Genomic DNA, 13780 nt, shown 5'->3' with positions numbered 1-13780 from the left:
TCATTGCCCTATTTAGATTAATAATTCCATTTTAGCAATTTATATTTCATTTAATATTTTCTAAAGTGAAGCAAATATTATACAGTGAGTCTGTTGCGCAGTATATTAATTGACGTGCTTGAATAACAAATGGTTGTGTTTCATCAAGATTGCAGTTCTTGTATGCATCACTCAGATCATCTGAAGCTAAATGTGCATCAGAGATTCTAAGAGTATATATCCCCCATAGTGGACTCAGTAAATCGTGAGCAGTTTGGGGATCAATTTTAAGTGAAAGTAACTTTTCTAAGGAAATTAATTGACCCCATTTCTCCTCTTTAGTTGGCTTCACAATTTTTTTAATTTGTGCGGTGTCGATCCTTTCTCCTATAAAAAGATAAATGTCTTTGGCAAGTTGAAATAAACTGTTTTTATCATTCACACGAAATCGATGTATTCTTCCTATTAATGTTGTAACATCGGAATATTCTTTAAAGACCTTTATTCCGTAAAGTTTGAATAAGAATTCATTTACACATTCAGTTGCTTTATGTAAATAAGCTTCTGGAGGCAAGGTCTGGGCAGGTCTAGCTTCCATTTGAGACATAAGTAATTCAGCACTAACACCTCCTTCAGGAGAAATATTGTATCCTACCCAAATATTTTGTTGCCAATCAGGCAGTCTAGCCATATCAACTGCGAGAACATTTATTAATCCAATGGAATTTATACCAAAATGTATTTGACTACTTAAAAAACCAACTCTTCCAGTATCTTGCGTATACCATATAAGTTTTGAGCCTCTAACTCCAAGAATTGCATTTATGATGTTGGGCTTAAACCAGAGCCATCTACTGGTATTATCATCTAGAGTTTTTCTACTTTCCTTTTTTCCAGAATTATCAGTGATAAAAAATGCTGTTGGTTCTATTTCTTCATCTAGTACAATTGTACTTTTTTCTGCAGGTTCAATCCATTCGCGGCGCCAAAGTTCTCCTTCAATAATGAACAATTTTTTACCTTCAAATTTTCCCTCATATTCGCTTGTCTTTGTGCTATTCTCAGAAGGAAATTCAAGATTTGGAACATCTTCTTTGTAATCCACATCTGTCCGAGATATGTTTAACACTGCAAAACCTGAATCGAATAGATGACCGCCTTCATGAATTGTATTAACACTACCTTCCCATTTATCTAGTTCAAATACTTTAATACTTTCATCATTCCATTTTATATGATCTACATTCTCTAAAATCTGTTTTCTCGAGCGGTATGAACAAATATAAAGTGCCATTCCTCTTGCACTCAGGTAATCTTTAAGGTATTGAGCTTTTATTAAAATTTCTTGAACATACCCTTTCTCATCTCGATTAATTTTTATTACTTCGTCAAAACCAAAATCAATAGCTTTCCAAATATCTCCTTCTTGTTTTAATCCTAAAGCCACAAGTAAGTCAGGATTCAGAAACCAATCTGAACATACTTCAGTATTACCTCTTCCTTCCGTTACAAGATTTTCACCAACTATTCCATAATCTTTATTCCGATAAATATAACCAGGTGAGTAATTATCTCTAGCTCTGTCAGAATTATCAAAATATTCAGCATCGCTCCAGTCAAGGTTTTCTGCATTAACTTTTTGTGAAATTGGAACGGCAATTGTACGAAATGCAAAATATTCCTCTGTATAATCAACAAACCCAAAAACACCCTTTTTTACATCCATACTTTGAAATAGTGGTATCCATACCATCTTGTCGAAATAGCGCTTCTTTAGATCTGTCATTTCAAACCAATCTTGAGTCATTTTTTCCATATTACCTAAAGTTAAAAATAAATAGCGTAAATTACGATAATCTGCCAAAATAATTTAATTCCATTAATGGAATTAAAAGAATTCAAAATAGCAAATAGCAGGCTACTAATACAAGTCAAGCAAATTAAGTAAACTTACTTAGTATCTCCCCAACAGATTTCAATGAATTTGTCCTAAAAGGACTTTCCTTTAGTTTTGTTTTATTTAGTTTTGTATAGTTAGTTTTGTTATATGCAATATTTGCACAAGGTGTGATACTTTTCTGCATATGTTCTGGTACATTTTTGCACAAGTTAAGTGAGTATTTCAGGATAGGTTTACCTTGTCTTTCAGTATTTGAATTTAAGATATTGCCATTATGACAAGTTATGTTTATCAAGTTTTTCTTTTTGAGAATATCGAGAGCACTTGATACAGCTCTACGAGACAATCCAGTTTTTTGAATGAATTGAGAATGCGATATTCTATCAACTTCCTTACGAAGTCCAGTATATTTATCTCTCCATCCAAATGTTTGCCGAATTATTATCAATATCACTTTTAATTCTGCTCCAGAAAGTTCAGGAATTAGCCTGCCAAATACTTCATTTGGAACCTGAGTTGTATTACGATAGTACATCATTATTTAATTCTTGATTAATATCTGGTAAATCTTCGACCAATTTTAATATTAAGTCAAGCAATGATTGCATATTTGCTTTAAGCAATTCTAAATTTTCTTTTGAGGATTTAATTCTTGGATTATGGCTTTTACTGAGTTTATTATTCACATTTGCCATTTTGGCAATATTTATTCGAGGGGTGTATCGAGTTGGGTCACCATCAATAAAATTGTACCTTTTAGCCATCTCATAAAACGGAGATCGTATTGTAATCATTAGTTTTTTTTGATTAATTGATAATTTCGAGGTGATAATATTTAGTAATTTCTTTTTTTCTTCATGAATTCCAATTGAATATGTTTTTGTAAGGCTTTTAGCCAGTTCGATGTAATTTTTCGCTTTCTTAAAAATTAGCTCTTTTTCACCTAATATATTGCCTCTATTAATATTTATTGCCTTAGATTCAAGAAGTATTTTCTCTTTTTTTTCTTCAAACTGTATCTGATCAATAACACTTTCAATATAGGCATCAGTTAGTTTATCTAGTTTTTGAGATATTTTTGAATGTTGCATATTCAATGATTCTTCAATTCCAGTATGTACCTCTGACCAATTATTTTGCGCATTTAATAATAATTCATCCAGTATTGAATATTCTTCTGGTAATAATTGAATTTGATTGATGGTATTTTTAATTTCTTTTTCTACTATTTCTTCTCTAATTGATTTAGTTGAGCAATTCTTTGAATGACAGCGATAATAGATATTTCCTTTCTGTAATTCACCAATTAACGAATATGAACATTCTTCACATTTAATACTTCTTCGAAAGAGGAATTCGTGTTTAATGGTTCTTGAATTGGTTTTACCAGTCAGTACATTTTGTACTTGGGTAAATAGTGCTGGAGATATTAATGATTCATGATTTCCAGTATATGTCTTATCTTTTACTTTAATGATTCCAGCATAAAATGGGTTATTTAATATCTTTGACAATGTTGTAATTGAGATATTATGCCCAATTGGATTTTTAAGGCCTAGTTGTATCATTTTCTGGGTTAAAGTATGCAAACTGTATTTATTACTCGCATAAAGTAAAAATGCTTGTTTAATGAGTGGTCCTACAACCTTGTCGATAGTCTTTAACTTACCACCTCCATTATCATTGTATCCCATGGGTGCACGGAAAGGATAAAGTCCTTGTTTAAGTCGTCCATTAATTCCTTTCAAAGTTTCTTCTCTTAGATTTCTAATATAATCACTTGCAATTACGGCTTGTATATCGGCAGCCAATCTTCCACCTCTTGCATTCATATCTAAACTCTCATGAGCGAAGTGAATTTCAAATCCTTCATCAATCAAATCACCTAACAATCCCCAATCTTTTAAATTTCTTGCTCCTCTGTCTATTTTATGAATTATCACACCTCTTGATTTACCAGAGCGAATTAATTTCATCATTTTAGTAAATAGCGGTCTACCTTGTTTAGCAGCCGTTTCCTGTTCTTCAAACCATTCAATAATTTCCAATTGCTGTTTATCTGCATATCGAACTATCGCTTCTTTTTGTTCTTGAAGCGATACTCCTGTCCCTTGTTTAACTGTTGATACCCTTATATATCCAAATACTTTTTTCATAGCTAGATTAATATTAATCCATTCAATGGGAAAGGTCAAAGCCCCTTCCACCATTACTTTCTAATTCCAACCTATCAGCTATCTGTTTTACGACTATTAGATAGTCCAAGAAGTTTTGTTCTGCTTCTTCTAATTCGACCTTTGTTTTTCCTTTGCATAAATTACTAATAAATTGACTCACACTTTTTTCCTTTTTTTCTTCTAACATAATTTCAAGAATATATTTTTCCTCGAATTATCGTAGAGAGCATTTAATGTCATTTTGGCAATATCTACCCTCTACGATTTATATAATCAATCTCGTATCATTAAATAGTGAACAAAGACATTACATATTTTGCAAAAGTTGGATGGAGAAATGATCAAAGATTATTTGGTATAAAACAAGCTGATCGATTAATGCATACTTACATGATTGGCAAAACTGGTACTGGTAAATCAACATGTTTGGAGACTATGATCATGCAGGATATTGAACATGGTCGTGGTTGTTGTTTGCTTGATCCTCATGGCGATTTAGTAGAAAAAATTGCAAGGAATATTCCTGAACATCGAAAGAAGGATATAATTTATTTCAATATCCCTGATACAAATTTAAATTTGAGATATAATCCATTTAAGAAAGTTTCTTATGAAAAAAGGTCATTAGTTGCTTCAGGTATCTTAGATGTATTTTCAAAGTTATGGGATAGTGCGTGGGGAGTTAAACTAGAACATATCTTAAGGCATGCAATACTTACTTTACTGGATCAACCAGAAGCTACTATTGCAGACATATCAGAATTATTGCTTGATAAGGAATTTAGAAAAAATGCACTTAAGCATGTTAAAAGTGAAAGCGTTAAAAAGTTCTGGAAAAGAGAATTTCCTGAATATCAAAAATATGATCTATTACCAGTTATGAACAAGATAGGTGGAATGTTAGTCCATCCAGTTATTAAAAGAGTCTTGATTGAGAATACAGAGGAGGTTTCCCTTCGCAAAGCTATGGACGAAAAGAAAATTATTCTAGTCAATTTATCAAAAGGTCATGTAGGTGCGGATGTTGCTCACATCCTTGGTGCCCTTTTTATTACCTCTATAGCTTCGGCTGCATTTAGTCGTGTTGATATTGATGAAGAAAACAGAGTTCCTTTTATGGTTTACATGGATGAATTTCATAATTTCACTACTTTGTCTTTGGTAAACATGTTTTCCGAATTACGAAAGTTTAAAGTTGGTATGATACTCGCTCACCAATACATGCATCAACTTGATGAGGATATTAGACAAGCTGTACTTGGGAATATAGGCACAGTTATTTCCTTTAGAATTGGAACTGAAGATGCAAAACATATGGCGGAGGAAATGTTTCCTGAATTTGATGTTCAAGATTTTATTAATCTTCCTAATTACAAGATATATTTGAAGTTAATGATTGATGGACGGCCTAGTCGGCCTTTTAGTGCTCATACTATATCTATGTAAAAGTATCTACAATGAATGAAATATTATTAAAAGAAATTATAAAATCTCATTAAAATTGTGTAAATTTAAATTAAGTGCTTAATTCAAAAAACCAGTTTGAACCACAGAATTAAACTGAAACTAATTTTTTACTTGTGCAAAAGATTAACCGTAATTGTTAAATTTATTTTTTCGAATTAAAATCAGGACAATTACTCTTTTTTTTAATTTTAAATCCATTTAAAATTTTGAAATTATAACTCAACTCTAATCCGAAAGAAGATATGCCATCCAAAAATTGGTAATAAGTATTATTGTAAGAGTTCGTAAATGTTCGTTTATAATAATAAATTCCAAGATCAAAATTTTGGTATTTAAACCCAGTAGAAATTTTTAAACCTTTTTCATTAATTTTATTAGGAGGTGATTCTTCATTAAAATTGTCATTAATATTTATTATTTTCATATTCAAAATAAGGCTATATGACCTGGCGAAATTAACATACACTCTATTCCTCCACAAATAGCCAATTCCAATAGAATTTTCAAAATAATGATATTTAAAAATCAAATCGTGGAAACAACATGCACCAAGAAAATTCCCATGAATCTTTTTATTGTATGCAAACTTACTCATGTAGTTGAACAATACAGATTTGTATAATTTATGTTCGACTTTGATTCCGATGAAAGGATTTATGTGTGAGTATCCCTTTTTTTCAAATTTAATTATAAGTCCTCCTTGTGATGAAATAACTTTTTGAAAATCATAGCCCAAAATAGGACTAATATAAGTTTGAGCCCAATTATTATTAAGTGCTGTGGAAATATATATTAAAATTACCTTAATAATTTTTATAAAGAAGTTATTTATCATCGCCCTAAATTATAAACTTAATCCACTTTTATATACAAAAATTCAAATTAATGTATATATTTTTTTATTGTTTTAGATATTACTCCATGTTCATTTAAATAAATTATAAAACACCATCCAGAATACTCAATTTGATTTATATCAATTTCATTATTGAATGAATCATAAATTTGCCTACCTAATATATCAAATATTTTTACTCTATTTGTTTCATTTAATAATTGGTTAAAGGCTGTAGTATTTCTATAAAAATCATTACTCCCATTTGAATTAATAATTGTTTCATTATATGGATAATCACAATGTGGATCGTGTCCATCACAATCATTTATTTTTATTATTTGTTCGATATAACATGGTTTAATGCCGATGTTACACATAGTTGGGCAATGCAACCTTAACTTCAAATATTGGGGATAAAATGGATATTTAGGGATATCGGTGATTGATAAACATTGTCCTCCAATTTGACTATTTCCTTGCATTCCAACTGAACTACTATATTCTGTACTTTTTGGTCCAACAATTGTCCAATTATAAATTGCATTTAAAGGACCAGATCCACAAACACAGAATTCAAATTCATCAGATTCTTCACAAATTGGAATAATAGAATTTGCACACATTCCTAATGAACATTCAGGAATAATTCCGTTGTTATCTGCTAATCCGGTATGAATACATATTAGTTCCCAGGCTTGTGATACTGCTTTAAATTCATTAGAACATCTACCATATTTTTCCAAAACGTAACTTAATGTTGATTTCATTAGATCTTTATAGTCACTATTGTCATTTAGGTTCTTTAAAGATGAAAGTACAATTTTAATTGCCAAATCAATTCCTAACCCAGGTATAGTAGGATTTGTTTTTCCATGAGAAATGAGATAAAACCAATAACCTAAAGGTACTCCTCTATCGTGTGTATCACTTGCGTTTTCAACTTCTGTAAAACAATCCAAATTTGTATGTGGATGTGAAAGATCCCGATCAAAAACATTTCCTGCAGTATTGTCGTCATCTGCAATTATCCAATCAATATAACCTTGAGTCTTAGATTCAATGTATGTTCCAATCATATCGCTAATTCCTTCATGTAATGTACTACCTCCAGGTTTATTACTTGATAAAAATCTTCTTAAATAAATATGACACATTTCATGTGCAATAACATCAGGTGTTGCAGTTGTTCCTCCAATTCCACCTGTATTTCCTCCAACCAAAATTAATGTTAAGAATGGAAAACCAGGAAAGTTCTGAGCTGTAGCATCTTTGTATGCCTGTAATGTTCCTATTGTAAGAGAAGGAAAAAATGAGGACAATCCAAGATTGTCAAATTCTGGTAAGACTTTATTTCCAACATACAAAGCTTGATAGGCCAAGGATGTTGATGTTGATCCCCAACTAGTTTCAGTTGTAGTAATATAAGGTGCGGGGTTACCCCAACTGCGTGGATCGCCACTATTCCCGCTTGCAGGATTATCAAAATCTATGATTTTCAATTTCCGATCAGAACTCTCCAAAGAATTAAAAGTACCTGAAGTATAGTTATATAATTCTACATCGTGACCATAATTTATTGTATTCCCTGTTAAGTATTCATCGGTAAGAACTGATAATAATACTTGCCCTGAATGTGCGTCAATATATTCTCTTCTATTTCCAGAGTGATTGTAATCAATCCTCCAGACAAGTTTAAATTCACATTGACTGTCCAAATTATGTGTAATAATAAGCTCTGAATAATAAATAGTGTCAGCATTTATATTTTCAATTGCAGAAGATAATGATATTGTAGGATTTGTGTTTATACTAAACCCAGATAATATTCTAGGCGCTAATGAATATAATATATCACAAGGATTTGAAGGATCACCATTTTTATTTCGAATATAATTAACAGTAATTCCACCACCTACTACCAAAAGCCCTTTATAATATTCTTGGAATCTTGAATAATATCTAGAACTATCTTTATATTCGTCTTCAGAAAATTGTAATTGAAAACTAATATCTTCATCCAGTCCAAAAGTTGATATTATAGCGTCTAAACTGTCCATTTTAACTAAATCAGTGTATAGCGTTCCAAATTCAAAAGGAGCTATCAAATGACTATTGGTGAATAACATTGAGTCATTAATGAAAGAATTATAGTTTGGGCAATCGGATGAAATTGTAAAACTTGGGTCTTGTGCCTTAATTATATTACCTATCAAACATAATAATAGACAAAGTTTAGTTTTCATAAGTTTTAAATTTTAATTAGTGTTAATAAAAATATTTATATTGACAAAAATATTTAATTAATTAGATTAATTAAATATTTAGTAATTTTTAACAAAACTTTAACATTTAGTTTTAATTTTTTGCAATTGTATGTATTTTATTTAATTTTAAATTATTTTTTTTATGATATGAAAGGCATTAAAAGGATTACATTCCTAAATTAGAAGCGAATTAATAATTAATTTGAATTCTGCATAACTTTGAAGTAATAAACAAGATAAACGATATTTTCTAATTTGGATTTAAGTTCACTTCAATACCAAATCTTAGTTCTTGACTATCAATAACTAATATATAATTTCCTGGTTTAATATTTTTATCAAATAGTATTACTTCCTTATTCATTCCCAATTGTCTTACGTTAGAATCAACAAAACTTTGAATTTTTATACCACCTAAATCAAATAAGGAGATATTTAATATTTGATCTTTTGTTAAACAATATTCTAATATTGCTCTATTCTTACTTGGGTTCGGATAAAAATGAACATCATTCAATTGTACTTTTGTTTCAATTGTATTCACAATTTCTAACCCAGACATATATCTTGAGGTAGCAATTTCTCCTACTTTTGAACTATTTATTGAATTTCCAGCTACTAATATTTTGTTGTCTTTTTGTAATGTTATATCAAAACCTGCATCATCACCTCCAAAATCTGTTACAACTTTTCCATTATTTCCAAAACTCAAATCCAGTGAACCTGATGCATTATACCTTGCGAGTGCAAAATTATGATTAGGAGAATCTCCAACAAAACCGGCAATTACAATTTTCTGATCCTCTTGAATAGCTATAGAGTTAGAAACATTATTAAACAACGAGAAGTCGGTAACTACTTTTCCATTAAAGCCAAAAGTGTTGTCTAATGATCCGTCTGTGTTATATCTTAAAATACCAAAATCACTTCCTGTTGCATTTCTTATTCCAGCAACAATAAGTATTTTGTTATCCGATTGTAATGCTATCTTGTAGGCATATTCATCTTCACTATTGAAATCTGTTTGAACTTTACCATTTATTCCAAAGGAGTTGTCTAATGTACCATCAGAATTAAATCTTAACATATATACATCTGTGTTATTTCCTAATAAATAGCCACCTGAAATAATTTTGTTGTCAAACTGTTGAATAGCAAAACTTGGGTAATATCCATTTGGAACCTTTGCTGTAGCAATTCCTGAAGTGCCGAAACTTTGATCAATTGTCCCATCAGAATTATATCTAAATAAAGCACATTCAGTAGTAAAGGAAGGAGTACTAAAACTTATGCTTCCAGAAATAATAATTTTACCGTCTTTTTGAACAAGGATAGCTCTTGAGTCTTCACCTTTATGGATAAAACTACTTATTGATATCCCATTTGTTCCAAATGTAGAATCTAACGTACCATTTGTATTTAGTCTTACAATTCCAGCTTTGCGTTCGAAATTAGGCAAACTAACAATACCAGTCATAAGGATTTTACCATCTGGTTGCTGTGCTAAATCATAACAGAAATCATCTTTTCCATAGAAATCAATAATTAGTTTGCCATTTTGATTAAAACTTTCATCAAGTTCACCATTGTTCTTGCATCGAATGACAAAATAATCCCTTTTCGTCTTCGTTGATGTTGCAATACCTGAAATTAATATTTTTCCATCAGTTTGTGTTATAATAGAATTTGCCTCTAAACTCTGATTATCAATTGGAAAAATTGCTTTACCTGATCTATTAAAAGTTAAATCCAATTGCCCATGCTGAGAAAAAACTCTATAAATACTAAATATTATGATAAAAGAAGAGAATAAGTATTTCATAAAAAAAATAAATTGTTTACTTATATTAAATGTATAAATTATTGTTCTACAAATCTAATAAATAGTGCGATAATATCAAAATTTATTAACATTTTTCAAAGTAAATGGCTATGATATTCATTAAAACCCTTAATTGATTTAAAAATAAACAGAATTTTACCTCCATAAATTTAATGTAGGCACATCATGTATTATTTAAACCTTTGAAGGATTATTCTTTAATAATCCAATCTATGACTTCCGTTTTGCATCTATTTACAATTAACCAAAGGTTAAAGAATCGATTTTGTCTTTCAGCTCAAGTCATATAAAATATTAAGCCAAAGGTCAAATATTAACTTGAAAATGGCAAGACCTTTCGTACTAACGTAGGGAACTTTTAAACGAGCGTATGATTTTGACCCAAAATTTGAAGAAAAGCTCCAAATATTTTTGGCCAAAAAGGATCAAATTATGAGTATACAACTAACCAGAAATTGCCATTTTGGCAATTTCTGCCCTCTACATCAACATTCATTCATAAAATATAATGGTTTAGAAATATTCTTTAACAATCTAAACCAGTTTAAAATCAAAAATCTGAATGAATTCAATCCAACAAAGCAATCTTTGCAAGTTGCAGAAGTTAAAATCTCTTACCACAATCAATCCAAAGTATCGGATTATCCAAAAAAAATCAACAATTCCAAAGATGCGGAATTGATCCTTCGCAATAATTGGAGTGATGATATGGAACTACTCGAAGAATTTATGCCTAATTCCTAAACAGGGCCAACTCTATTTTGGCTGCAAAAGCTTCGACTAATATTAAGGTTTTTAAATTGATAAAGCTTAAAGTATGGTTGATACTCGTTCATCAATATATGCATCAACTTGATGAAGATATTAGGCAAGCTGTGCTATTGAATATTGGGACAGTTATTTCCTTTAGAATTGGAACCGAAGATGCAAAGCATATTGCTGAAGAAATGTTTCCTGAATTTGATGTTCAGGATCTTATTTATCTTCCAAATTACAAGATTTATTTGAAGTTAATGATTGATGGACGGTCTAGTCGGTCTTTTAGTGGGTTACAATTAGTTTAAATGATTTTTATACTCATGTTAATAATTCAATATAACAAAATTGAATCTTTTGTAATTTAAATAAATAAATTACCATTTCTTTCCAATATAATGATAATTATCATAACCTTAAAATTCTATTAATCGAATACCCATTTTCAAATTTAACTTTTAAAATAAATACTCCAGTATTAGGAATATATATCTTACCATTTATTGTAGTTCCATTTGATACTTTTTCTCCTTGCGTATTAAATAATTCAAAAGGTAAATCTTTTTCAATTCCTAGTATCTGTATTATATCTAATGTCGGATTTGGAACAATGCTCAATTTATTATCACCCAAATTAGTAGTATTAGTATATTGCCAAGTACTATCACAAGGATACGATTGAAAATTAATGACTTTATTAATTGATTTAAAACACCTCAGTTTTGTTACTAATCTTACTGGATCCTGAAGTCCATATCCTAAATGCAATCTTATTTCATATTCTGAAGCTCCAATATTTTTATAAACTATAAAATTTGCATCGTCTGGAAAAGAACCATTGTTTGCAATATGCAATATTTGTGTTGGAATAGTATCCGAATTTATGATGGTGTTATATACAGAGTCAACACTTACTTTAGCTATTTGTACATTTTTCCTAGATATATCATAATATTTAATTTCATATTCAGACGTAGATTTAAAATCATAATACATTTCAAAAGATTTTAAATATGCATCCCAAAAAAACATTTTACCATTTTCCTGATACATAGAATCTTGATTGTAGAAAACATAAATTTTCTTCCCATTTGAATTCAAAGTATCCATTATTTGACGGTTTGTAAATCTTATATAGGGTTCCCATGGATTACCCGAAGGCTCAACTGTTTCAAACGTCCATTGGTCTCCAATATTAAATTGATGTGAATCAAAAGGAATTGAAGGCCGTATTCTAATAATGGTATCACATGGATAATCATCAAGACAACCTGAAGAATCTACACGAATAAGCCATAAATGGTCTATTTCATTTTTTGTTGGATCAATAGCTGAGTTCTGCAAATTATTATAATAAACATCCCCACAAGCAATAAAATCTCCTGATTCAAGCTCAACTATTTTATTCAAACTTGATTCTCTAAATTGTCCATAAATAGAAATATCTAATAGTTCTTGTGGCATGCGGTAAATTCTTAACCATACGAGATTCCCCTCAGAATTTAAACGTACAATAAATCCATTATAAGTTGTTGAAATATCTCCTCCAAAAATCTTGCTATCAGAATTCTCTTTAACATTTCCAATTGCAACGATATCTCCATTTTTAGCTTCAATATAGTCTTGAATAGAGTATCTACGACCATCTGTATAAGGATTATTTGGAAGTACAATATTCCAATCCAATTCATCCATACTACTGTTTAATTTATTAATTCTACCTGTATTTTTAAAATCCCATCCTTTGGTAGGATGATCAACAGAACTAAAGTAATAACTATTTTCTTTGCTTACTAACAATCTATTGCCATGCTCCTTATAATCAAAAAATTGGAACGAATCTAATACTTCTCCATCAGGATTTATTTTAAGAATTTTAAAAGCTGGATCAGGTCCTATTCCTGCAGGAGGACTAAAATATAGAATAAAAGCAAGATTTCCATCTGGAGTAGATTGTAAGTCATTGCATACCAAATTAAAATTTCCCAAAGTAAAGGATTTTTCCCAAATGATCTCTTTAGTTTTTACTTTCATTTTAACTATCCTTGCTTCAGTTGTTGATTTTGATCCATTTTTAGGTAATAAAATTCCATTGAAATAAATTATTTCATCTTTAATTAAATAACCGTAATTAGTATAATACATATCAGGAGGTCCTGTTAACTTAAATTTTGAGATTAAATTTAAATCCATATCATATGTTAAAATGTCACACGTATTAGATATTGGATACATATTCCCTGAAACTATTAGATTAGAATCTAAAAATGAGATACATTCATTTCTACTATATGTAGAGAATGAGTCAATTACTGTTGCGTCTAATTTGATACCATCCAAGTTGAAAGTTGCCAACTTAGAGCAGTCTGAATATTCAGTAATGTAGTCACATAAAGTTGTGCTTCCTATTACTATTTTATTACCCAAGACCTTCATATCATTGGGAACATTAAATGGAGATTCTGGATCTAAATCAAATAATTTGCAATATGTTTTTTGTCCCCAATTTACATTTGAAAGGCTAATATTAAATATTAAAATAAGGAGTAATTTCAT

At 30.0% G+C, this 13780-nt stretch carries 11 protein-coding genes; 3 read left to right on the top strand and 8 right to left on the bottom strand.

Annotated elements, in window-relative coordinates; all coding sequences use genetic code 11:
* Window positions 1-46 precede the first annotated feature (46 nt).
* From IPK88_16820 to IPK88_16805, 4 genes are all read right to left on the bottom strand, one after another.
* Window positions 47-1795 carry a hypothetical protein gene (locus IPK88_16820; GenBank protein MBK8245092.1) on the bottom strand — a complete coding sequence of 583 codons (1749 nt, stop codon included), beginning with the start codon at window positions 1793-1795 and terminating at the stop codon, window positions 47-49.
* Window positions 1796-1919: 124 nt separating this feature from the next.
* A complete protein-coding gene (locus IPK88_16815; GenBank protein MBK8245091.1) occupies window positions 1920-2417 on the bottom strand; it encodes a replication protein in 498 nt (165 codons plus the stop codon).
* Window positions 2401-4035: a recombinase family protein gene (locus tag IPK88_16810; GenBank protein ID MBK8245090.1), complete on the bottom strand. Its 1635-nt coding sequence runs from the start codon at window positions 4033-4035 to the stop codon at window positions 2401-2403. The genes IPK88_16815 and IPK88_16810 overlap by 17 nt, the downstream gene beginning before the upstream one ends.
* A 22-nt stretch (window positions 4036-4057) precedes the next feature.
* A complete protein-coding gene (locus IPK88_16805; protein MBK8245089.1) occupies window positions 4058-4243 on the bottom strand; it encodes a hypothetical protein in 186 nt (61 codons plus the stop codon).
* Window positions 4244-4350: 107 nt separating this feature from the next.
* Between IPK88_16805 and IPK88_16800 the strand changes: the two genes are divergently transcribed.
* Window positions 4351-5502 (top strand): type IV secretion system DNA-binding domain-containing protein, encoded by a 1152-nt coding sequence (locus IPK88_16800; protein ID MBK8245088.1) that lies wholly within the window; start codon window positions 4351-4353, stop codon window positions 5500-5502.
* Window positions 5503-5665: 163 nt separating this feature from the next.
* Here the strand turns inward: IPK88_16800 and IPK88_16795 are convergent, their stop codons facing one another.
* From IPK88_16795 to IPK88_16785, 3 genes are all read right to left on the bottom strand, one after another.
* Window positions 5666-6358 carry a hypothetical protein gene (locus IPK88_16795; GenBank protein ID MBK8245087.1) on the bottom strand — a complete coding sequence of 231 codons (693 nt, stop codon included), beginning with the start codon at window positions 6356-6358 and terminating at the stop codon, window positions 5666-5668.
* A gap of 47 nt (window positions 6359-6405) precedes the next feature.
* Complete coding sequence (locus tag IPK88_16790; GenBank protein MBK8245086.1) at window positions 6406-8604, bottom strand: M4 family metallopeptidase; 2199 nt, start codon at window positions 8602-8604, stop codon at window positions 6406-6408.
* A gap of 271 nt (window positions 8605-8875) precedes the next feature.
* Window positions 8876-10447: a hypothetical protein gene (locus IPK88_16785; GenBank protein MBK8245085.1), complete on the bottom strand. Its 1572-nt coding sequence runs from the start codon at window positions 10445-10447 to the stop codon at window positions 8876-8878.
* Between the two features lie 453 nt (window positions 10448-10900).
* On the opposite strand from IPK88_16785, the gene IPK88_16780 reads away from it, so the two are divergent.
* Entirely contained in the window at window positions 10901-11212 is a 312-nt protein-coding gene (locus IPK88_16780; GenBank protein ID MBK8245084.1) for a hypothetical protein, read from the top strand.
* A 56-nt stretch (window positions 11213-11268) separates the two neighbouring features.
* Entirely contained in the window at window positions 11269-11532 is a 264-nt protein-coding gene (locus tag IPK88_16775; protein MBK8245083.1) for a hypothetical protein, read from the top strand.
* A gap of 100 nt (window positions 11533-11632) precedes the next feature.
* Here the strand turns inward: IPK88_16775 and IPK88_16770 are convergent, their stop codons facing one another.
* Window positions 11633-13780 carry a hypothetical protein gene (locus IPK88_16770; GenBank protein MBK8245082.1) on the bottom strand — a complete coding sequence of 716 codons (2148 nt, stop codon included), beginning with the start codon at window positions 13778-13780 and terminating at the stop codon, window positions 11633-11635.

The organism is Candidatus Defluviibacterium haderslevense (genome assembly GCA_016712225.1).
GTDB classification, from domain to species: domain Bacteria; phylum Bacteroidota; class Bacteroidia; order Chitinophagales; family Saprospiraceae; genus Vicinibacter; species Vicinibacter haderslevensis.
The sequence above is the reverse complement of the archived record's forward strand: the minus strand, read 5'-3'. Positions and strand labels throughout refer to the sequence as shown.

Excerpts from the sequence above, each read along its gene's own strand:
- IPK88_16770 (MBK8245082.1), bottom strand. The coding sequence starts at position 13,780 with ATGAAATTACTCCTTATTTTAATATTTAATATTAGCCTTTCAAATGTA.
- IPK88_16790 (MBK8245086.1), bottom strand. The coding sequence starts at position 8,604 with ATGAAAACTAAACTTTGTCTATTATTATGTTTGATAGGTAATATAATT.
- IPK88_16805 (MBK8245089.1), bottom strand. The coding sequence starts at position 4,243 with ATGTTAGAAGAAAAAAAGGAAAAAAGTGTGAGTCAATTTATTAGTAAT.
- IPK88_16815 (MBK8245091.1), bottom strand. The coding sequence starts at position 2,417 with ATGATGTACTATCGTAATACAACTCAGGTTCCAAATGAAGTATTTGGC.
- IPK88_16785 (MBK8245085.1), bottom strand. The coding sequence starts at position 10,447 with ATGAAATACTTATTCTCTTCTTTTATCATAATATTTAGTATTTATAGA.
- IPK88_16820 (MBK8245092.1), bottom strand. The coding sequence starts at position 1,795 with ATGGAAAAAATGACTCAAGATTGGTTTGAAATGACAGATCTAAAGAAG.
- IPK88_16780 (MBK8245084.1), top strand. The coding sequence starts at position 10,901 with ATGAGTATACAACTAACCAGAAATTGCCATTTTGGCAATTTCTGCCCT.
- IPK88_16810 (MBK8245090.1), bottom strand. The coding sequence starts at position 4,035 with ATGAAAAAAGTATTTGGATATATAAGGGTATCAACAGTTAAACAAGGG.
- IPK88_16795 (MBK8245087.1), bottom strand. The coding sequence starts at position 6,358 with ATGATAAATAACTTCTTTATAAAAATTATTAAGGTAATTTTAATATAT.